General features: G+C 69.9%; 18 protein-coding genes and 1 riboswitch. Of the genes, 12 read left to right on the forward strand and 6 right to left on the reverse strand.

Annotated features, from left to right (window positions below; translation table 11 throughout):
* Window positions 1–28: 28 nt before the first annotated feature.
* A complete protein-coding gene (gene nadA, locus KUM40_RS11510; protein WP_217165693.1) occupies window positions 29–1213 on the reverse strand; it encodes a quinolinate synthase NadA in 1185 nt (394 codons plus the stop codon).
* A gap of 278 nt (window positions 1214–1491) precedes the next feature.
* Between nadA and KUM40_RS11515 the strand changes: the two genes are divergently transcribed.
* Window positions 1492–1848, forward strand: coding sequence for an iron-sulfur cluster assembly accessory protein (locus KUM40_RS11515; protein WP_217165694.1), 357 nt, complete (start codon window positions 1492–1494; stop codon window positions 1846–1848).
* 90 nt (window positions 1849–1938) lie between these two features.
* Here the strand turns inward: KUM40_RS11515 and KUM40_RS11520 are convergent, their stop codons facing one another.
* Both KUM40_RS11520 and KUM40_RS11525 read right to left on the reverse strand, forming a co-directional pair.
* Window positions 1939–3462, reverse strand: coding sequence for a hypothetical protein (locus tag KUM40_RS11520; RefSeq protein WP_217165695.1), 1524 nt, complete (start codon window positions 3460–3462; stop codon window positions 1939–1941).
* A 93-nt stretch (window positions 3463–3555) separates the two neighbouring features.
* Window positions 3556–3780 carry a hypothetical protein gene (locus KUM40_RS11525; RefSeq protein ID WP_217165696.1) on the reverse strand — a complete coding sequence of 75 codons (225 nt, stop codon included), beginning with the start codon at window positions 3778–3780 and terminating at the stop codon, window positions 3556–3558.
* A 133-nt stretch (window positions 3781–3913) separates the two neighbouring features.
* Between KUM40_RS11525 and KUM40_RS11530 the strand changes: the two genes are divergently transcribed.
* Entirely contained in the window at window positions 3914–4888 is a 975-nt protein-coding gene (locus KUM40_RS11530) for a carbohydrate kinase family protein (protein ID WP_217165697.1), read from the forward strand.
* A gap of 120 nt (window positions 4889–5008) precedes the next feature.
* On the opposite strand, the gene KUM40_RS11535 is transcribed toward KUM40_RS11530, so the two are convergent.
* Complete coding sequence (locus KUM40_RS11535) at window positions 5009–6391, reverse strand: cysteine desulfurase/sulfurtransferase TusA family protein (RefSeq protein ID WP_217165698.1); 1383 nt, start codon at window positions 6389–6391, stop codon at window positions 5009–5011.
* Window positions 6392–6693: 302 nt separating this feature from the next.
* On the opposite strand from KUM40_RS11535, the gene coxB reads away from it, so the two are divergent.
* The 4 genes from coxB to KUM40_RS11555 all read left to right on the forward strand — a co-directional run bounded on the left by coxB (window position 6694) and on the right by KUM40_RS11555 (window position 11222).
* On the forward strand, window positions 6694–7686 hold the full coding sequence (coxB, locus tag KUM40_RS11540; protein ID WP_217165699.1) for a cytochrome c oxidase subunit II: 993 nt from the start codon (window positions 6694–6696) through the stop codon (window positions 7684–7686).
* Window positions 7683–9419 (forward strand): cytochrome c oxidase subunit I, encoded by a 1737-nt coding sequence (gene ctaD / locus KUM40_RS11545; protein WP_217165700.1) that lies wholly within the window; start codon window positions 7683–7685, stop codon window positions 9417–9419. The genes coxB and ctaD overlap by 4 nt, the downstream gene beginning before the upstream one ends.
* Entirely contained in the window at window positions 9416–9814 is a 399-nt protein-coding gene (locus KUM40_RS11550) for a cytochrome c oxidase subunit 4 (RefSeq protein WP_217165701.1), read from the forward strand. Before ctaD ends, KUM40_RS11550 begins: the two co-directional genes overlap by 4 nt.
* 130 nt (window positions 9815–9944) lie before the next feature.
* The gene (locus tag KUM40_RS11555) at window positions 9945–11222 is read left to right on the forward strand and encodes an Ig-like domain-containing protein (RefSeq protein WP_217165702.1); all 1278 of its coding nucleotides are present in this window, start codon (window positions 9945–9947) and stop codon (window positions 11220–11222) included.
* 88 nt (window positions 11223–11310) lie between these two features.
* On the opposite strand, the gene KUM40_RS11560 is transcribed toward KUM40_RS11555, so the two are convergent.
* The gene (locus tag KUM40_RS11560) at window positions 11311–11712 is read right to left on the reverse strand and encodes a hypothetical protein (RefSeq protein ID WP_059299007.1); all 402 of its coding nucleotides are present in this window, start codon (window positions 11710–11712) and stop codon (window positions 11311–11313) included.
* 199 nt (window positions 11713–11911) lie between these two features.
* On the opposite strand from KUM40_RS11560, the gene KUM40_RS11565 reads away from it, so the two are divergent.
* The 6 genes from KUM40_RS11565 to KUM40_RS11590 all read left to right on the forward strand — a co-directional run bounded on the left by KUM40_RS11565 (window position 11912) and on the right by KUM40_RS11590 (window position 19097).
* A complete protein-coding gene (locus KUM40_RS11565; protein WP_217165703.1) occupies window positions 11912–12532 on the forward strand; it encodes a heme-copper oxidase subunit III in 621 nt (206 codons plus the stop codon).
* A 65-nt stretch (window positions 12533–12597) separates the two neighbouring features.
* Entirely contained in the window at window positions 12598–13407 is an 810-nt protein-coding gene (locus tag KUM40_RS11570) for a c-type cytochrome (protein WP_217165704.1), read from the forward strand.
* Complete coding sequence (locus tag KUM40_RS11575) at window positions 13404–14468, forward strand: ubiquinol-cytochrome c reductase iron-sulfur subunit (RefSeq protein WP_217165705.1); 1065 nt, start codon at window positions 13404–13406, stop codon at window positions 14466–14468. Before KUM40_RS11570 ends, KUM40_RS11575 begins: the two co-directional genes overlap by 4 nt.
* The gene (locus tag KUM40_RS11580; protein WP_217165706.1) at window positions 14465–16102 is read left to right on the forward strand and encodes a ubiquinol-cytochrome c reductase cytochrome b subunit; all 1638 of its coding nucleotides are present in this window, start codon (window positions 14465–14467) and stop codon (window positions 16100–16102) included. Before KUM40_RS11575 ends, KUM40_RS11580 begins: the two co-directional genes overlap by 4 nt.
* A 171-nt stretch (window positions 16103–16273) precedes the next feature.
* The gene (trpD, locus tag KUM40_RS11585) at window positions 16274–17338 is read left to right on the forward strand and encodes an anthranilate phosphoribosyltransferase (RefSeq protein ID WP_217165707.1); all 1065 of its coding nucleotides are present in this window, start codon (window positions 16274–16276) and stop codon (window positions 17336–17338) included.
* A gap of 88 nt (window positions 17339–17426) precedes the next feature.
* Window positions 17427–17543, forward strand: a riboswitch (SAM riboswitch).
* A 177-nt stretch (window positions 17544–17720) separates the two neighbouring features.
* Entirely contained in the window at window positions 17721–19097 is a 1377-nt protein-coding gene (locus tag KUM40_RS11590; protein ID WP_217165708.1) for an aminotransferase class V-fold PLP-dependent enzyme, read from the forward strand.
* Here KUM40_RS11590 and KUM40_RS11595 read toward each other — a convergent pair.
* On the reverse strand, window positions 19028–20254 hold the full coding sequence (locus KUM40_RS11595; protein ID WP_217165770.1) for a glycerate kinase: 1227 nt from the start codon (window positions 20252–20254) through the stop codon (window positions 19028–19030). The genes KUM40_RS11590 and KUM40_RS11595 overlap by 70 nt on opposite strands.
* Between the last annotated feature and the right edge of the window lie 51 nt (window positions 20255–20305).

Consider the following 20305-nt stretch of genomic DNA (forward strand, 5'->3'; position numbering starts at 1 on the left):
CGAAGTGCGAGGTGGGGCCCCTGAACCGCTACGGCAGCGCCAGCATCCGCTCCAGCGCCAGCCTCGCGAACTTCTCCGTCTCCGTGTCGACCTCGATGCGGTTGACGAGGGTGCCCTCGGCCAGCGACTCCAGCGTCCAGACCAGGTGCGGGAGGTCGATGCGGTTCATGGTCGAGCAGAAGCAGACTGTCTTGTCGAGGAAGACGATCTCCTTGTCCTCGGCGGCGAAACGGTTCGCCAGCCGCCGGACCAGGTTCAGCTCGGTCCCGATGGCCCACTTGGAACCGGCCGGAGCCGCTTCCAGGGCCTTGATGATGTACTCGGTCGAGCCGACGTAGTCCGCCGCGGACACGACCTCGTGCTTGCACTCCGGGTGCACCAGGACGTTCACGCCCGGTATGCGCTCACGCACGTCGTTCACCGAGTCGAGGCTGAAGCGGCCGTGCACCGAGCAGTGGCCCCGCCACAGGATCACCTTCGCGGCGCGCAGCTCCTCGGCCGTCAGCCCGCCGTTGGGCTTGTGCGGGTTGTAGACGACGCAGTCCTCCAGGGACATCCCCAGGTCCCGCACCGCGGTGTTGCGGCCCAGGTGCTGGTCGGGCAGGAACAGGACCTTCTCGCCCTGCTCGAAGGCCCAGTTCAGGGCGCGCTCGGCGTTGGAGGAGGTGCAGATGGTGCCGCCGTGCCTGCCCGTGAACGCCTTGATGTCCGCGGACGAGTTCATGTACGACACGGGCACGACCTGGTCGGCGATCCCGGCCTCGGTCAGCACGTCCCAGCACTCGGCGACCTGCTCGGCGGTGGCCATGTCGGCCATCGAACAGCCGGCGGCCAGGTCGGGCAGGACCACCTTCTGGTCGTCGGAGGTCAGGATGTCGGCCGACTCCGCCATGAAGTGCACACCGCAGAAGACGATGTACTCGGCCTCCGGGCGGGCGGCCGCGTCCCGGGCCAGCTTGAACGAGTCGCCCGTGACGTCCGCGAACTGGATGACCTCGTCTCGCTGGTAGTGGTGACCGAGGACGAAGACCTTGTCCCCGAGCTTCTCCTTGGCCGCACGGGCGCGCGCGACCAGGTCCGGGTCGGAGGGCGAGGGCAGGTCGCCGGGGCACTCCACACCGCGCTCGCTCCTCGGGTCGGCCTCACGGCCGAGCAGCAGCAGGGCGAGGGGCGTCGGCTGCACGTCGAGCTCCTGGGTTTGGGCGGTGGTCACGACACGCACCCTTTCTACTTTTCGTCGACCCTTTTCGTCGAACTGACGCTATATATCATAACCGGTTCACGTCAGTTTGACGATGCCCATAGTGTCGATGTGACGTGAGTCCCGGCGTCCGCAGTCGCTGTCCACAGGCGCTGTCCGCTTCCCGGGGCGTGTGCGAGCATGAAGGGAAGGCCGAAGGACAAGACACGGGTCCGTCCCGGAATGAATCCGCGGCCCCGCCGGTTGGAACCGTCGGCAAGCAGTCTCCGTACAACCTTGGAGAGATGTAGATGTCCGTATCGGACGAGACCACCACCGTCACCGACGGCATCATCGTGACCGACGCCGCCGCGGCCAAGGTCAAGGCCCTGCTCGACCAGGAAGGCCGCGAGGACCTGGCGCTGCGTGTCGCCGTCCAGCCCGGCGGCTGCTCCGGCCTGCGTTACCAGCTCTTCTTCGACGAGCGTTCGCTCGACGGTGACGTGGTGAAGGACTTCGACGGCGTCAGGGTCACCACCGACCGCATGAGCGCCCCGTACCTGGGCGGCGCCACCATCGACTTCGTGGACACGATCGAGAAGCAGGGCTTCACGATCGACAACCCGAACGCGACGGGCTCCTGCGCCTGCGGCGACTCCTTCAGCTAAGCCGCGCGGCACGGCAGTAGCACGAGACACGACAAGGGCGGCGGCCCGGGGGACAACCCCGGGCCGCCGCCCTTTCCCTCGCTTCGGGCGTCACCGGCCGCCGGACGGAGCGGGCAGCCGCGCGCCCGGCTTGTGCACGGGGATGTCCTCGCCGTCCGAGCCCACGACCGTCCGGTCGCCCAGCGGCTTGTCGAGCGGCACCGTCCGCTCGTACTCCTTGGCGATCAGGATGCAGACCTTGTCCGGATGCGGGGTCTCGGTCACCGTGACGGTCACCTTGCCCCCGCTCTCCTTCGCCTTCGCGTCGTAGTCGGAGCACACCCCGCCGGTGAAGTGCACCGTCAGCTCGCCGTCGGCGGCCGTGTAGCCGCTCACCCGCACATCACGGGGATCACCGGGCTTCGAGGTCGGCTCGTCGGACGGGGACGGCGAGGCGGGGGCCGCGGTGGTCAGGTACTCCGGCTCGACCGCCGGGTAGGTGACCGTGACGGCGTCCCGCGCGCCCGGCGTCCGCACCTCGAACAGCCAGGACGGCACCAGTGTCTGCCGCCCCCGCACCGGATGCGCGGCCAGCCCGAACACCGCGTCCTCCACCGTGGCGGTCCGCTTCCGCTGCGTCCCGGGCTTCTCCGGCGTGCCCGTCGGCAGCGCGCAGGGCATGTCCGCGCCGTCCTGATGCGGTACGGGACTGGCGCAGCCCCCGATGCCCCCGACGCCGGCACCGGAACCGCCGCCCGGCGAGTTCAGCAGCGCCAGCGTCTCCTGCGCGTCCAGGACGGGGTACGTGTCCCCCTTGACCGGCGCCTTCACCTGGCCGCTGCCGCCGACCACCTCGCCCTGCGCGCTGACGACCACGCCGGTCGTCCAGCCGTACGTGGGCAGCCCGCCCACCTCCGGTTCCGCGTTCACGGCCCGCCGGGCGCCCATGACCTGGCCCGCGTCCAGCTTGGCGTCGTCCTGGCCCAGCGCCTTCAGCACCGGCGCCGCCGCCTTCTTCGCGGCCGCCTCGCTCACCGGGTTCCCGTCGGCCGAGGGGGCCTTGCAGACGGCGCCCTTCTTGCAGTTGTCGGTGCCGGGTGCGTAGCGGTGGAAGGTCCAGGTGCCCGGCGCCTGCTGGTCCACCGTGAGCAGCGGGCCGAAGCCGTCCTTGGCATTGCCGACCTTCCACGCCTCGCCCTGGACGCGGGGCGCTCCCTCCAGTCCCAGCGCCTCGGCCAGCCGGGCCACCTCGGCCTCGGTGACCTCGCCCTTCGCCCGGTACACGGGCGCCGAGCCGGGGCCCTCGGGGAGCGGGCCGTCCGCGCGGTAGACGACGCCGTACGGGTTGGGCTCGCCGGGCGCGATGCCGTTCGTGCCGCCCTGGGAGGACGTCTGGTGGTCGTCGAGGGCGAGCGGCGGGGGAGTGTCGTCGCCGGATGCCCCGGACGCCGTACCGCCGTCCGGGTCACCGTCGGAGGCGGACGTGGCCAGATAGGCCCCGCCGGTGCCCACGAGCAGTACGGCGGCGGCGACCGACGCGATGGCGGCCGCACGGGGGCGCCGCCGTGCCGGACGCCCGGTGCCGGCCTCGTCGGCGGCGCCGGCGTCGTCGTTGTCGGGTCGCTCGGTGTTCACCGCATCGCTCCTTCGGCTGTTACTGGGGACAGCGATGGGACGCGGTGGGGCGGGATCCGGTTCCCGGCGACGGCGGGCGTCGCCCGAACGGCCTCAGTCGCCGTAGTCCGACATCGACTCCAGCAGCCGGGCCGACGTCCGGGGCACCCGTACGCCGTGGATGAGCGAGACCGGCACCGGGTGGGCCAGGACGTGCTCCGGCGCCGACCAGCGCGGGGTCATCCGGGCGCAGTCGCCGCGCAGCGACGCCAGGTCGCCGTCCAGGTCGGCCGGGGCGGGGTCGGCCGGGGCGGGGCCGGCGGTCCTCAGGTTCTTCATAACAGAACCGTAGGCACGTCCCGGACCGCGAAGAAAGTTGTACTACCGGGTAGTTTCGCCTCCTTCGGTCAGGCGGCCGTCCCAGGTAGCGTGAACTGTCAACCCGCCCTCCCCTCAGGAGAGAGTCCACGCCGTGCGCATCGCAGTCACCGGCTCCATCGCGACCGACCACCTCATGACCTTCCCCGGCCGATTCTCCGACCAGCTCGTCGCGGACCAGTTGCACACGGTCTCGCTCTCCTTCCTGGTCGACCAGCTCGACGTACGCCGGGGCGGCGTCGCCGCGAACATCGCCTTCGGCATGGGACAGCTCGGCACCCGGCCGATCCTGGTCGGCGCGGCCGGCTCGGACTTCGACGAGTACCGGGCCTGGCTGGACCGGCACGGCGTCGACACCGGCTCGGTCCGCATCTCCGAGACCCTGCACACCGCCCGCTTCGTCTGCACCACCGACGCCGACCACAACCAGATCGGCTCCTTCTACACGGGCGCGATGAGCGAGGCCCGCCTCATCGAGCTCAAGACCGTCGCCGACCGCGTGGGCGGCCTCGACCTGGTCTCCATCGGCGCCGACGACCCGGAGGCGATGCTCCGGCACACCGAGGAGTGCCGTACGCGGTCCATCCCCTTCGCCGCCGACTTCTCCCAGCAGATCGCCCGGATGAACGGCGACGAGATCCGGATACTGCTGGACGGGGCGACCTACCTCTTCTCCAACGAGTACGAGAAGGGGCTCATCGAGACCAAGACCGGCTGGACGGACGAGGAGATCCTCGACCGCGTCGGCCACCGCGTCACCACCCTCGGCGCGCGGGGCGTCCGCATCGAGCGGACCGGCGAGGAGTCCCTCGAGGTCGGCGTCCCCGACGAGGAGCGCAAGGCCGACCCCACGGGCGTCGGCGACGCCTTCCGGGCGGGGTTCCTGTCGGGACTGGCGTGGGGCGTGTCCCTGGAGCGGGCGGCGCAGGTCGGCTGCATGCTCGCGACGCTCGTCATCGAGACGGTGGGCACGCAGGAGTACCAGTTGCGGCGCGGGCACTTCATGGAGCGGTTCACCAAGGCGTACGGGGACGAGGCCGCGGGGGAGGTTCAGGCGCACCTGGGCTGAAGCGGGGGGCGACTACGGGGCTTCCCCTTGATGCGCCTTGTCGTGTGCGGGTGCGTGGGGGTTGGTCGCGCCCACGCGGCGGAGCCGCACATCGATACAGCCCCGCGCCCCTTGCAGGCGTCATCTGACTCGGCGGACCAAGTACGCCGTTCCTTCTTCCGTAGACTCCTCGCCCACGTACTCCTGCCCCCGCATCTCGCACCACGCCGGGATGTCCAGGCGGGCCGCCTCGTCGTCGGAGAGGACGCGGACCGTGCCGCCGACGGGGACGTCGCCGATGACCTTGGCCAGTTCGATCACCGGGACGGGGCAGCGGCGGCCGATCGCGTCCACGACGAGGTCGGCCCCCTCCTCCCGGACGGCCTCCGTCCCCGTCGGCGCCCCCAGCCTCTCCCGCACCGCGGCCACCGTCCCCGGCAGCACCTCCAGGAACCGCTCGACGTCCTCGGCCGGGGTCCCCGGCGGCAGCGACACCCGGACGTTGCCCTCGCTGAGTACCCCCATCGCCCTCAGCACATGGCTCGGCGTCAGCGTGCTGCTCGTGCAGGACGATCCGGACGACACGGAGAAACCGGCACGGTCCAGCTCGTGCAGCAGAGTCTCCCCGTCGACATAGAGACAGGAGAAGGTGACGACCCCGGGCAGCCGGCGCGCCGGATCGCCGACCACCTCCACGTCCGGTACCAGGGCCGGCACCCGCGTCCGGATCCGCTCCGTCAGCTCCCGCAGCCGGGCCGCCTCCTGGGTCGCCTCGGCCCGTACCGCCCGCAGGGACGCCGCCGCGGCCACGATCGCCGGGAGGTTCTCGAACCCGGGCGCCCGGCCCGACTCCCGCTCGTCCCCGGGCCCCAGCGGCGCGAACCGGACACCCTTGCGCACGACGAGCAGCCCCACCCCCGAGGGCCCGCCCCACTTGTGGGCGCTGCCCGCGAGCAGCGACCAGTCGCCCTCGACCCGCCCCCAGCCCAGCGACTGGGCCGCGTCCACCAGCAGCGGCACCCCGGCCGCCCGGCAGGCCTCGGCCACCTGAGCCACCGGCTGCTCGGTGCCCACCTCGTGGTTGGCCGACTGGAGACAGACCAGCGCCGTGTCCGCACGCAGGGCCGCCGCGTACGCCGCCGGGTCCACCGCGCCCGTCCGGTCCACGGGGACCTGCGTGAGACTGCCGCCGCCGCCCTCGTGTGCCTCGGCCGCATGAAGTACGGAGGAGTGTTCGACGGTTGACACGATCAGGTGGCGTCCGACGCGTCGCCGTCCGGCCAGCGCCCCCGCCACCCCCGAATGCACCGCCCGTGTCCCCGAGGGGGTGAACACCAACTCGTCCGCCCGGCACCCCACCGCTTCCGCCGCCGCCTCCCGGGCGGCATCGAGCAGCAACCGCGCCCGTCGCCCCTCCCGATAGAGCCGGGCCGGATCGGCCCACCCCTCGTCGAGCGAGGCCAACAGCGCCTGCCGGGCAACGGGATGAAGGGGAGCAGCGGAAGCAGCATCGAAGTAGGCCACGGGCCAACGCTAGAACGCCGGGGGCTGCAGCGCCCCATCAGGGGCGCGGGGAACGGCGCGACAAGCCACGACGCACCGTCAGCCGCCCACGAAACCGCACCTCCCCGTCCCGTAGGCGCCCCCATCCCACCCTTAAAGAGTGACCCCCGGCGCGTATGCCACCCTCCCCGCGACCCCCCGGAGGGCGTCGGCTAGGGTTTGGTCCGCATAAACATCAAACCCCTGCCCGACGCAGGGCGGCGACCGACCAGCGAGAAGGCCGCAGCCGAACAGCGCGGGCGAGACTCTCGGGAAGGCGCTACGTGAGTCCCAACGGCTCCGACCTCCCCCACGCCGCGGGCGGCGCGGGCGGTACCCCCACGCCTCGGCGCCCGCTGCGGCGGAGGCTGCTGCAGGCGCTGACCGCGGGCCTGGTTCTGGCGACCGCCACCGGTTGCACATACGAGGACTTCCCCCGCCTCGGCATGCCCACCCCCACCACGGAAGAGGCTCCGCGGATCCTCTCCCTGTGGCAGGGCTCCTGGGCCGCGGCGCTGGCCACCGGCGTGCTGGTGTGGGGCCTGATCCTGTGGAGTGTGTTCTTCCACCGGCGCAGCCGCACCAAGGTCGAGGTCCCTCCGCAGACCAGGTACAACCTGCCCATCGAGGCGCTGTACACCATGGTTCCGCTCGTCATCGTCTCGGTGCTGTTCTACTTCACCGCGCGTGACGAGTCCGATCTTATGAGCCTCGACAAGAAGCCGGACCTCACGGTCAACGTGGTCGGCTTCCAGTGGAGCTGGTGCTTCAACCACATCGAGGACGTCCCGGGTTCCACCGGCGACGCCAAGACCTCCAAGGAACTGGCGGGCATCCCGGACCGGTTCATCGAGGACTTCCCGGCGAACGCCGGCGGTGTCTACGACTGCGGTACTCCCGCTTCGGAGAACCCGCAGACCGGCAACCCCGGTCCGACCCTCTGGCTCCCCAAGGGCAAGACGGTCCGCTTCGTCCTGACCTCGCGTGACGTCATCCACTCCTTCTGGGTGGTGCCGTTCCTCATGAAGCAGGACGTGATTCCGGGCCACACCAACGCCTTCGAGGTGACCCCCAACAAGGAGGGCACCTTCATGGGCAAGTGCGCCGAGCTGTGCGGCGTGGACCACTCCCGGATGCTGTTCAACGTCAAGGTCGTCTCCCCGGACCGCTACGAGCAGCACCTTCAGGACCTCGCGAAGAAGGGGCAGACCGGTTACGTTCCCGCGGGCATCGCTCAGACGAGCCACGAGAAGAACCGGGAGACGAACAACCTGTGAGCATCCTCAACGAACCCCAGGGTGCCTCGGCAGCGGAGGACTCGTACGAGAACGAGCTGCCGGTACGGCGCAAGAAGCCCGGCAGCGTCGTGATCTCGTGGTTGACGACCACGGACCACAAGACGATCGGCACGCTGTATCTGGTGACGTCGTTCGCGTTCTTCGTGATCGGCGGCGTGATGGCGCTGATCATGCGCGCGGAACTGGCCCGGCCCGGTCTGCAGATCGTGTCGAACGAACAGTTCAACCAGGCGTTCACGATGCACGGCACGATCATGCTGCTGATGTTCGCGACGCCGCTGTTCGCCGGCTTCACGAACTGGATCATGCCGCTGCAGATCGGCGCGCCGGACGTGGCGTTCCCCCGGCTGAACATGTTCGCCTACTGGCTGTACCTGTTCGGCTCGACCATCGCGGTGGGCGGGTTCCTGACCCCGCAGGGCGCGGCCGACTTCGGCTGGTTCGCCTACTCGCCGCTGTCCGACGCGGTGCACTCGCCCGGGATCGGCGGTGACCTGTGGATCATGGGTCTGGCCTTCTCCGGCTTCGGCACCATCCTCGGCTCGGTCAACTTCATCACCACGATCATCTGCATGCGCGCGCCCGGCATGACCATGTTCCGCATGCCGATCTTCACCTGGAACGTGCTGCTGACCGCGGTGCTGGTCCTGCTGGCCTTCCCGGTGCTGGCCGCGGCCCTGTTCGCGCTGGAGGCCGACCGCAAGTTCGGTGCCCACATCTTCGACTCGTCCAACGGCGGGGCGTTGCTGTGGCAACACTTGTTCTGGTTCTTCGGGCATCCAGAGGTGTACATCATCGCGTTGCCGTTCTTCGGCATCGTCAGTGAGATCATCCCGGTCTTCTCCCGCAAGCCGATGTTCGGCTACATGGGTCTGATCGGCGCGACCATCTCGATCGCCGGTCTGTCGGTGACGGTGTGGGCGCACCACATGTACGTCACGGGCGGCGTGCTCTTGCCGTTCTTCTCGTTCATGACCTTCCTGATCGCGGTTCCAACCGGTGTGAAGTTCTTCAACTGGCTCGGCACCATGTGGAAGGGATCACTCAGCTTCGAGACACCGATGCTCTGGTCCGTCGGCTTCCTGATCACCTTCCTCTTCGGTGGTCTGACCGGCGTCATCCTGGCCTCGCCGCCGCTGGACTTCCACGTCTCGGACTCGTACTTCGTGGTGGCGCACTTCCACTACGTGGTGTTCGGCACCGTGGTGTTCGCGATGTTCGCCGGCTTCCACTTCTGGTGGCCGAAGTTCACCGGCAAGATGCTGGACGAGCGGCTCGGCAAGATCACCTTCTGGACGCTGTTCGTCGGCTTCCACGGCACGTTCCTGGTCCAGCACTGGCTGGGCGCCGAGGGCATGCCGCGCCGGTACGCCGACTACCTGGACGCCGACGGCTTCACCGCCCTGAACACGATCTCGTCGATCAGCTCGTTCCTGCTCGGCATGTCGATGCTGCCGTTCTTCTACAACGTCTGGAAGACGGCCAAGTACGGCAAGAAGATCGAGGTGGACGACCCGTGGGGCTACGGCCGTTCGCTGGAGTGGGCGACCTCCTGCCCGCCGCCGCGGCACAACTTCCTCACGCTGCCGCGCATCCGCAGTGAATCCCCGGCCTTCGACCTGCACCACCCCGAGATCTCCGCGATGGACCAGCTCGAGAACGTCGGCCACGGTGAGAAGGCCCTCGCCGGCGGCAAGGAGGCCGGGAAGTGAAGATCCAGGGCAAGCTGTTCATCTGGTTGGCGGTCTTCATCCTGATCGTGGCCATCGTCTACGGCTACTGGTCCAAGGAGCCGGCCGGCACCACGGCGCTCTTCCTGGCCTTCGGCCTGGCCATCATGATCGGCTTCTACCTCGCCTTCACGGCGCGGCGGGTCGACGCCGGTGCGCAGGACGACATGGAGGCGGACGTCGCGGACGACGCCGGCGAGGTCGGGTTCTTCAGCCCGCACAGTTGGCAGCCGCTGGCGCTCGGCTTCGGCGGCGCGCTCGCCTTCCTGAGTGTCGCCATCGGCTGGTGGATCATGTATTTCTCGGCACCGGTGATCCTGATCGGCCTGTTCGGCTGGGTCTTCGAGTACTACCGCGGTGAGAGCCGCACCCAGTAGCACGCGCCGAGCGCCAAGGGGCCCGGACACTCCGCACGGAGCGTCCGGGCCCCTTCGTCTGCCGTACCGCGTCTCACTCTTCCGGATTACCCACCGTGCCGCCGTTGACGTCTCTCCCTAGCGTGAGGTCATGAGCAACACGGTTCACTTCCAGGCGCGGGGGCGTACGGTCGTCGGCTGCACCCTGCTGGTGATCGCCCTCGGCGCGAGCGCCACCGGCTGCCTCGGCGACGACGACAACCCGCTCTCCGCGGTGCCCTACGACGCGGCAGGCCAGATCTCCTTCAACGGCCCCACGGAGGCCGGGAAGAAGGCCGACCCGGACAAACCCCTGGAGGTGGTCGCCGAGGGCGCCGACGGGCGCATCACGGACGTCACGGCCCTGGACGCGTCCGGCCGCTACGTCGCGGGCGAACTGTCCGCCGACGGCGCCCGCTGGCACAGCACCTCACCGCTCGCGGCCAACGCCAGCTACACGGTGCGGGTCAGCACCGAGGACGGCGACGGCGCCCCCGGCCGCAAGGTGCTCACCTTCGAGACGGGCAAGCCCGGCGCCAAGAAGACCCTGGACGTCACCTTCGGGCCCAAGGCGGGCGCGTACGGCGTCGGGCAGCCCGTCACGGCGGAACTGAGCCGGCCGGTCCAGGACAAGGCCCAGCGGGCCATAGTGGAGCGCGCCCTGAAGGTGGACTCCACGCCCGCGGTGAGGGGTGCCTGGTACTGGGTGGACGACAAGAAGCTCCACTACCGGCCCGAGGAGTACTGGCCCGCCCACGCCACGATCCAGGTCCACAGCACCCTCGAGGGCATCAAGATCGGCGACCGGATGTGGGGCGGCAAGGCCAAGCCCCTGAAGATCACCACCGACGACCGCGTCGTGGCCCTCACCGACGCCGCCGCCCACACGCTGACGGTCTTCCAGGACGGCCAGGAGATCAGGCAGATCCCGGTCACCAGCGGCAAGCCCGGCTTCGAGACCCGCAACGGCGTCAAGGTCGTCCTCGGCAAGGAATCCTTCGTACGCATGCGCAGCTCCACCGTCGGCATCGCCGAGGGCTCCTCGGAGTCCTACGACCTGCCGGTGTACTGGGCCACCCGCGTGACATGGAGCGGCGAGTACGTGCACGCCGCCCCCTGGTCCGTCGGCTCCCAGGGCATCGCCAACGTCAGCCACGGCTGCGTCGGCATGAGCACCGACAACGCGGAGTGGTTCTTCAAGACCGTCCAGGAGGGCGACCTCGTCGAGGTCGTCAACTCCGGCGGCGAAATGATGGAACCCTTCGGCAACGGCTTCGGCGACTGGAACATGGACTGGACCAAGTGGCGCACCGGCAGCGCTCTGACAGGCGGCACCGGCAACGCCGCAAACAACCAGGAGACGGCAAGGCTACGACCGGCGGCGGTGTAGCGCCCGAAGGGGCGCGGGGAACGGCGCGACCAGCCACATCCGAGCCGCACTCGCCACACGACGCGCAGCCCCTGCCCAGTAGGCGCCCCTAAACGCCCTGCAGCCTCTTCTCCCGCAACAGCGCGGCCAGCGCACCCGCGAACTCCACCGGCTCCACCGGCAGCGTCACAGCCGCCTCCGCCCGGCTCCACGTGGCCAGCCACGCGTCCTGCGGCCGGGCGATGAGCAGCAGCACCGGCGGGCACTGGAAGACCTCGTCCTTGATCTGGCGGCACATGCCCATGCCGCCCATCGGCACGGCCTCGCCGTCCAGCACACAGACGTCGATCCCGCCCTTGTCCAGCTCCTTGAGCACGGCCGCCGGAGTGGCGCACTCCAGGAACTCGACCACGGGCACGTCCGGAGCCGGCCGGCGGCCGGTCGCCAGCCGCACCTGTTCGCGGGTGTTGGAGTCGTCGCTGTAGACCAGCACCGTGGCGGTCGCCTGCATGCTTCCTCCGATACGCGGTGAAGACCGGTGAGGGCTGTCGTAGCCCGTTGGGCCGGATGCTACTCCCTCGAACTCCCGGTCAACACCGGTTCGGACACGGCTTCGACGGCCCGTTCGATGGGCCATACGGGCAGTACAGACAGGGGGAACACACCGAACGGCACCCCCCGGGGTGAGGGCGGGATAAGCGACCGACATAATGTCGGTCGTGGCGACAGCAACGACAGTAGAAACCGGGCACGCGCACCCGTCGGTCAACCGGCCGAACCTCACCAGCGTCGGAACCATCATCTGGTTGAGTTCCGAGCTGATGTTCTTCGCGGCCCTCTTCGCGATGTACTTCACCCTGCGATCGGTGACGGGCCCGGACTTCTGGTCCGAGAAGGCTCACGCGTTGAACGTCCCGTTCTCCGCGACGAACACCACGGTCCTGGTGCTCTCCTCCCTCACCTGCCAGCTCGGCGTGTTCGCGGCCGAGCGCGGTGACGTGAAGAAGCTCCGGATGTGGTTCATCGTCACCTTCGTGATGGGTGCGATCTTCATCGGCGGTCAGGTGTTCGAGTACACCGAACTGGTCAAGAAGGACGGGATCTCCCTGTCCTCCGACCCGTACGGCTCGGCGTTCTACCTGACCACCGGCTTCCACGGACTGCATGTGACGGGCGGACTGATCGCCTTCCTGTTTGTCCTCGGCCGCACCTACGCGGCCCGGAGGTTCACCCACGAGCAGGCGACCGCCGCCATCGTCGTGTCCTACTACTGGCACTTCGTCGATGTGGTCTGGATCGGCCTGTTCGCCACGATCTACCTGATCAAGTAGTCGCGGCACGCACCCGCTCAATACCAGAAGCATCGACGCAGAAGATCCTGACACCGGGGTAATCCGTGAAAAAGCTCTCCGCACGACGACGCCACCCGCTGGCGGCGCTCGTCGTCCTACTCCTCGCGCTGGCATGCACAGGGGGGCTGTACGCCGCGTTCGCACCCGCGAGCAAGGCGCAGGCCGATGAAACCGCCCAGTCCCTCGCCATCGACGAGGGCAAGAAGCTCTACGCCGTCGGCTGTGCCAGTTGCCACGGCACCGGTGGTCAGGGCACCAGCGACGGTCCGAGCCTGGTCGGCGTGGGCGCCGCGGCCGTCGACTTCCAGGTCGGCACCGGCCGTATGCCGGCCCAGCAGCCGGGCGCGCAGATCCCGAAGAAGAAGGTCATCTACTCCCAGGCGGAGATCGACCAGCTCGCGGCGTACATCGCCTCGCTGGGTGCCGGTCCGGCCGTCCCCTCGGAGGAGAAGTACGGCCCGGAGGGCGCGGACATCGCCAAGGGCGGTGAGCTGTTCCGCACCAACTGCGCGCAGTGCCACAACTTCACGGGCAAGGGCGGCGCCCTGACGCACGGCAAGTACGCGCCGAGCCTCGAGGATGTCGACCCCAAGCACATCTACGAGGCCATGCAGACCGGCCCGCAGAACATGCCCTCGTTCCCCGACACCACGCTGTCGGAGCAGAACAAGAAGGACATCATCGCCTACCTGGACGCGGTCAACAGTGACGACACCGTGAGCCCCGGTGGCCTTGAGCTGGGCGGACTCGGTCCGGTCAGTGAGGGTCTGTTCGCGTGGGTCTTCGGACTGGGCGCGCTGATCGCCGTCGCCGTCTGGGTCGCCGCTCGGACCGCAAAGGCCAGGAAGTCATGAGTAGCCAAGACACTCCAGAAGAGAACCTGCCGGCTGAGCAGGACGAGCCGCACGCGCACAGCTCGCTGCGGCCCGCGGACGAGAACCACCCGTTCGCCGACCCCGGTCTGCCGCCCCACGAGCACCGGATCCAGGACACCGACGAGCGGGCCGCCAAGCGGTCCGAGCGCACGGTCGCCCTGCTGTTCACGCTGTCGATGGTGGCCACCGTCGGCTTCATCGCCTCGTTCGTGGCGATCGACGTCGACAAGTCGGTCTACATCTTCCCACTCGGTCACATCAGTGCGCTGAACTTCGCGCTCGGCATGACGCTCGGCGTCGCGCTGTTCGCCATCGGCGCCGGCGCGGTCCACTGGGCCCGCACCCTGATGTCCGACGAGGAGGTCGCCGACGAGCGGCACCCGATCGAGGCCGACCCCGAGACCCGTGCCAAGGTCCACGCGGACTTCAAGCAGGGCGCCAAGGAGTCCGTGATCGGGCGCCGCAAGCTGATCCGCAACACGATGCTGGGCGCGCTCACCCTGGTGCCGCTCTCCGGTGTCGTCCTGCTGCGCGACCTCGGCCCGCTGCCCGGGACCAAGCTCCGCCACACCCTGTGGTCCAAGGGCAAGCTTCTGGTCAACATGAACACCCATGAGCCGCTGCGCCCCTCCGACGTCGCCGTGGGCTCGCTCACCTTCGCCATGCCCGAGGGCCTGGAGGAGCACGACGAGGACTTCCAGGTCGAGATCGCCAAGGCGGCCCTGATGATCATCCGGCTGGAGCCGGAAAGCATCAAGGACAAGCGCGAGCTCGAGTGGTCGCACGAGGGCATCGTGGCGTACTCGAAGATCTGCACCCACGTCGGTTGCCCGATCTCCCTGTACGAGCAGCAGACGCACCACGCGCTCTGCCCCTGCCACCAGTCCACCTTCGACCTTGCCGACGGTGCCCGGGTCATCTTCGGTCCCGCCGGTCACGCCCTGCCGCAGTTGCGCATCGGCGTGAACGACGAGGGTTACCTCGAAGCGCTCAGCGACTTCGAAGAGCCCGTCGGTCCTGCCTTCTGGGAGCGCGGATGAGTACTGCAGCCAACGAACCCTCCCGCTCGCGCGGGAAGGCACCGGCCGGCGAGCGCGTCGCCGACTGGGCCGACGGGCGGCTGGGGATCTACTCCCTGGCCAAGTCCAACATGCGCAAGATCTTCCCCGACCACTGGTCGTTCATGCTGGGTGAGGTCTGCCTCTACAGTTTCATCGTCATCATCCTCACGGGTGTGTATCTGACGCTGTTCTTCCACCCCTCGATGAACGAGGTGGAGTACCACGGCGCGTACGTCCCGCTGCAGGGACAGATGATGAGCGAGGCGTTCAAGTCCACCGTGGACATCTCCTTCGAGGTGCGCGGCGGTCTGCTCATCCGGCAGATCCACCACTGGGCGGCGCTGATCTTCCTCGCCGGCATGTTCGTGCACATGATGCGCGTCTTCTTCACCGGCGCGTTCCGCAAGCCGCGTGAGGTCAACTGGCTGTTCGGCTTCCTGCTGTTCGTCCTGGGCATGTTCACCGGCTTCACCGGTTACTCGCTCCCGGACGACCTGCTCTCCGGCACCGGTGTGCGCTTCATGGAGGGCGCGATCCTGTCCGTGCCGGTCGTCGGCACGTACCTGTCGTTCTTCCTCTTCGGCGGCGAGTTCCCGGGCGGGGACTTCGTGGCCCGCTTCTACTCGGTCCACATCCTGCTGTTGCCCGGCATCATGCTCGGCCTCATCGTGGGCCACCTGATCCTGGTCTTCTACCACAAGCACACGCAGTTCGCGGGCCCGGGCAAGACCAACAAGAACGTCGTCGGCATGCCGCTGCTGCCGGTGTACATGGCGAAGGCCGGAGGCTTCTTCTTCCTGGTCTTCGGCGTCATCGCCGTCGTCTCGGCCATCGCCACGATCAACCCGATCTGGGCCATCGGCCCCTACCGCCCGGACATGGTCTCCACCGGAGCACAGCCCGACTGGTACATGGGCTTCTCCGAGGGCCTGATCCGTGTGATGCCCGGCTGGGAGATCAACGCCTGGGGTCACACACTCGTCCTGGGCGTGTTCGTCCCGTTGATGATCTTCCCGTTGGTGCTGGTGGCGATCGCGGTCTATCCGTTCATCGAGTCCTGGGTCACCGGCGACAAGCGCGAGCACCACATCCTGGACCGCCCGCGCAACGCCCCGACCCGGACGGCCTTCGGTGTCGCCTGGATCACCTGGTACATGGTGCTGCTGATCGGTGGCGGCAACGACCTGTGGGCCACGCACTTCCACCTGTCGATCAACGCGATCACCTGGTTCGTGCGTGTCGCGTTCTTCGTCGGCCCGGTCGTCGCCTTCGTCATCACCAAGCGGATCTGCCTCGGCCTCCAGCGCCGGGACAAGGACAAGGTGCTGCACGGCCGCGAGTCGGGCATCATCAAGCGCCTGCCGCACGGTGAGTTCATCGAGGTGCACGAGCCGCTCAGCCAGGAGCAGTTGCACACGCTCACGGCACACGAGCAGTACCAGCCGGCCGAGATCGGCCCGACGGTCGACGAGAACGGCGTCGAGCGCAAGGCGACGGCCCCGCAGAAGCTCCGCGCCAAGCTGAGCGAGTCGTACTACGGCGAGGAGTCGCAGATTCCGAAGCCGACCGTCGAGGAGTACAAGGAGATCACGAGCGGCCACGGCCACCACTGACCCTCCGGCGTCGCCACACCACGGTCGAAGGGCCCCGTTCCGGTCTACGGACGGGGCCCTTCGCCGTGCCCGGAGCTGGATAGGGTGGGACCCGTACCCCCATGGGGGTGGGATCCGCATCCCCATGCCACGACTCACACACACTCACCTCACACGATGCAGGAGCGGCTGATGAGCGCTGTGACCCCCGCTGGCGGCGACACCGCGGCGGACCGCTCCTGGCCCGCCCTGCTGAACGGACTGCTGGACGGCCGTGACCTGGCCGCGGACGACACCGCCTGGGCGCTGGACGTGATCATGCGCGGCGAGGCGACCGACGCGCAGATCGCCGGTTTCGCGGTGGCCCTGAGATCCAAGGGGGAGACCGTCGAGGAGCTTTCCGGTCTCGTCCGCACCATGTACGCCCACGCCAACGTGATCGAGGTGCCGGGGGAGACCGTCGACATCGTCGGCACCGGCGGCGACGGCGCCAAGACGGTCAACATCTCCACCATGTCCGCGATCGTCGTGGCCGGCACCGGGGCGAAGGTCGTCAAGCACGGCAACCGGGCCGCCTCCTCGGCGTCCGGCGCCTCCGACGTCCTGGAGAAGCTCGGGGTCAACCTGGAGCTGACGCCGAAGCGGGTGGCGGAGGTCGCCGAGGAGGCCGGCATCACCTTCTGCTTCGCCGTGAAGTTCCACCCGGCGCTGCGCCACGTGGCGGCGGCGCGCGGCCAGCTCGGCATCCGCACGGTGTTCAACTTCCTGGGCCCGCTGACCAACCCCGCCCGGGTGAAGGCCCAGGCGGTCGGGGTCGCGCACGCCCGGATGGCACCGATCATCGCCGGTGTCTTCGCCGAGCGCGGCCACTCGTCCCTGGTCTTCCGCGGCGACGACGGTCTCGACGAGCTGACCACGACCGCCACCTCCCGGGTCTGGACCGTGCGGGACGGGCGGGTGACCGAGGAGACCTTCGACCCGCGCGACGTCGGCATCGAGCCGGTGCCGGTCGAGGCGCTGCGCGGCGCCGACGCCTCCTACAACGCCGACGTCGCCCGCCGTCTGCTGGCCGGCGAGACGGGCCCGGTACGGGACGCGGTGCTGCTGAACTCGGCGGCGGCCCTGGTGGCCCTGGAGCCGGGCGAGGGCGCCCTGGCGGAGCGGCTGCGGGCCGGGATGGACCGGGCGGCCGAGGCGATCGACTCCGGGGCGGCCCGGCGGGCGCTGGAGCGCTGGGTGGCCGTCAGCAACGCCTGAGCGGCAGTACGGCCGTACATGTGACGTGCGTCCCGCGATCCGGACTCGGGTTGCGGGACGCCGATCTCTTCCCATAGGTTTTCCGACAGGTCATGAGTGACAGTCATGAGGCCCCGGCCGACTGTCCGGCAACCCTCCGTCCGTGGCGGGGTGCCCCGGGTGAAGACCAGGTCGTGGACAGCAAGGTCCACGACAAGCGCGGACCCCTCGCACACTTTTTTCAAGTGTGGGGCCAGGGGTCCTGGTCGTCCGAGGGAGTCTTTCCGTGAATCAGCGAATGCGATAGGGCCGCAGAGCCCCGCCTCCGCACGCCTTTCTTCACCTCACCTCACCTCACTTCACAGTGCCCTGCCGCGCGCGCTGATCCTCACGGGAGTCCGCCATGTCCGTACCCACCGCTGTCGCCACCCCGCTGCCCGTTCTCGGCCGGGACGTCACCGTCCCGCTCGTCACCGGCGGGGAGGTCACCTACGCCGCGCTCGACTACGCCGCCAGCGCGCCCGCGCTCCAGCGGGTCTGGGACGACGTGGCCGCCTACGCCCCCTACTACGGCAGCGTCCACCGAGGCGCCGGGTACCTCTCGCAACTGTCGACCGACCTGTTCGAGAACGCCCGGCAGACCGTCGCCGGGTTCCTCGGCTGCCGGGACGCCGACCAGGTGGTCTTCACCCGGTCCACCACCGACTCCCTCAACCTGCTCGCCGCCGCGCTGCCGGCCGGCTGCCAGGTCTTCGTCTTCGAGACCGAGCACCACGCCTCGCTGCTGCCCTGGCGAGACGCCGACGTGACCTGTCTCGACGCCCCGCGCACCCCCGAGCAGGCCGTCGAGACCCTGGAGCGGGCCCTCGCCGCCCGCGAACCGTACGGGCCCGCCCTGGTCTGCGTCACCGGTGCCTCCAACGTCACCGGCGAGCTGTGGCCGGTGCGTGAACTGGCCGCCGCCGCGCACGCCCACGGTGCCCGGATCGTGCTGGACGCCGCCCAGCTCGCCCCGCACCACCCCGTCTCGGTGGCCGGCCTGGACGTGGACTGGGTGGCCTTCTCCGGGCACAAGCTGTACGCCCCCTTCGGCGCCGGCGTGCTGGCCGGCCGTGCCGACTGGCTGCGCGAGGCCGAGCCGTACCTCGCCGGCGGCGGCGCCAGCCGCAGCGTCTCCCGGCGCGCGGACGGGGGCGTGGACGTGCAGTGGCACGACAGTGCCGCGCGGCACGAGGCCGGTTCGCCCAACGTCATCGGCGCGTACGCCGTCGCCTCCGCCTGCAAGGCGCTCACCGAGGCCGGTTTCGACACGCTGGTCGCCCGCGAGGAGTACCTGATCGGGAAGGTGCGGGAGGGCCTCGCCCAGGTGCCCGAGGTGCGGGTCCTCTCGCTCTTCGGCGACGACGCCCCCCGCGTCGGCGTGCTCTCCTTCGTCGTCGAGGGCTGGAACAGCTCGCACTTCGCCGCTGCGCTCTCCGCCGAGTACGGCATCGGCGTACGCGACGGCCTGTTCTGCGCCCACCCCCTGGTGCGCACCCTGCTCGGCGGCGACCCGCAGACCCAGGGCGAGTGCGGCGCCCCCGAGGCGGCCCCCGGGGAGAAGTCCCTCAACGCCATCCGCGTGAGCTTCGGCGCGGGCACCCCGGACGAGCACGTCGAGCGGTTCGTGAACGCCGTCAGGGAACTGGTCAGCGACGGCGCCCGGTGGAACTACCGCACCGAGGACGGACGTTGCGTGCCCGACACCACCTCGGGCGGCACCACCTCCGCCGCCGCCTGAGCCGCCCGGCCCGGCAGCCGCGACCCCAGCAGGACCATCCGCAGCGCCCGCTCCGTCGCGTCCGTCAGCAGCTCGGCGGCCCGCAGCAGCGCGTCCGCCAGGGCCATCGGCGCCGGCATGATCCCGTGGCAGGCGTCCACCCCCGGCACGTCGTGCGCGCCCTCGCCGAGCGTGCCGGCCAGGGCGAGGACGGGCCGGCCGTGGAGCTTGGCGCGGCGGGCCACCTCGGCCGGGATCTTGCCGCGCGGCGTCTGGTGGTCCAGGGCGCCCTCCGCGGTGAGCACCAGGTCGGCACGGGCGAGGCGGGCGTCCAGGTCCAGGTGGTCGAGGAGCACGTCGAAGCGGGGCAGCAGCCGGGCGCCGACGGCGGCGAGACCCGCGCCCAGGCCGCCCGAGGCGCCGGTGCCGGGGCCGCCGCGCAGATCGGTGCCGACGACACCGAGGTCGCGGATGAGGACGCGCGCCCAGTTCTCCAGTCCGGCCGACAACTCCTCGACCTGCGCGGGCGTCGCCCCCTTCTGCGGACCGAACACCCGGGCCACCCCCCGCTCTCCGCACAGCACGTTGAACGGGTTGCAGGCGACGAGCAGCTCGGTGTCCTTCAGGCGGGCGTCGAGACCGGACGGGTCGACGCGGGCGAGACGGGTCAGCTCCCGTCCGCCGGGCGGGAGTTCGAAGCCGTCCGCGTCCAGCAGCCGGGCCCCCAGCGCCTGGAGCGCGCCCGCGCCCCCGTCCGACGTACCCGAGTCGCCGCAGCCGACCAGGACGCGCCGCACCCCGGTGTCGAGCGCGGCACGGATCAGCTCGCCGACGCCGTACGTCGTCGTGGCGCCCGGGTCGCGCAGCGCGCGGGGGACCAGGGACAGCCCCGCGACGGCCGCCATCTCCACCACCGCCGTGTCCCGGGCGCCGAGCAGCGCGAAGTGGGTGCCGACGGGTTCGCCGACCGGGCCGGTGGCGGCCAGCGCGACCAGGCGTCCGCCGGTCGCGGAGGCCAGCGCCACGGCCGTGCCCTCGCCGCCGTCCACCAGCGGGATCCGGTCGATCTCGGCGCTCGGCAGGACCCGGCGGACACCCGCCGCGATGGCGTCGGCGGCGGCCTGGGCGGACAGGGACTCCTTGAAGCCGCTGGGCGCCACCACGACCCGGTTCAGCACACAGGACACAGCGGATACAGACACAGCAGATGCAGACACAGCAGATACAGA

The sequence above is a fragment of the Streptomyces sp. AC512_CC834 genome (assembly GCF_019049325.1).
In the GTDB taxonomy this organism is placed as follows: domain Bacteria; phylum Actinomycetota; class Actinomycetes; order Streptomycetales; family Streptomycetaceae; genus Streptomyces.

Bases quoted from the DNA above. Each gene is read 5' to 3' on its own strand.
- KUM40_RS11560 (WP_059299007.1), bottom strand. From the start codon at position 11,712: ATGCAGGCGACCGCCACGGTGCTGGTCTACAGCGACGACTCCAACACC.
- KUM40_RS11580 (WP_217165706.1), top strand. From the start codon at position 14,465: ATGAGTACTGCAGCCAACGAACCCTCCCGCTCGCGCGGGAAGGCACCG.
- trpD (WP_217165707.1), top strand. From the start codon at position 16,274: ATGAGCGCTGTGACCCCCGCTGGCGGCGACACCGCGGCGGACCGCTCC.
- KUM40_RS11575 (WP_217165705.1), top strand. From the start codon at position 13,404: ATGAGTAGCCAAGACACTCCAGAAGAGAACCTGCCGGCTGAGCAGGAC.
- KUM40_RS11565 (WP_217165703.1), top strand. From the start codon at position 11,912: ATGTCGGTCGTGGCGACAGCAACGACAGTAGAAACCGGGCACGCGCAC.
- KUM40_RS11555 (WP_217165702.1), top strand. From the start codon at position 9,945: ATGAGCAACACGGTTCACTTCCAGGCGCGGGGGCGTACGGTCGTCGGC.
- KUM40_RS11515 (WP_217165694.1), top strand. From the start codon at position 1,492: ATGTCCGTATCGGACGAGACCACCACCGTCACCGACGGCATCATCGTG.
- KUM40_RS11525 (WP_217165696.1), bottom strand. From the start codon at position 3,780: ATGAAGAACCTGAGGACCGCCGGCCCCGCCCCGGCCGACCCCGCCCCG.
- KUM40_RS11590 (WP_217165708.1), top strand. From the start codon at position 17,721: ATGTCCGTACCCACCGCTGTCGCCACCCCGCTGCCCGTTCTCGGCCGG.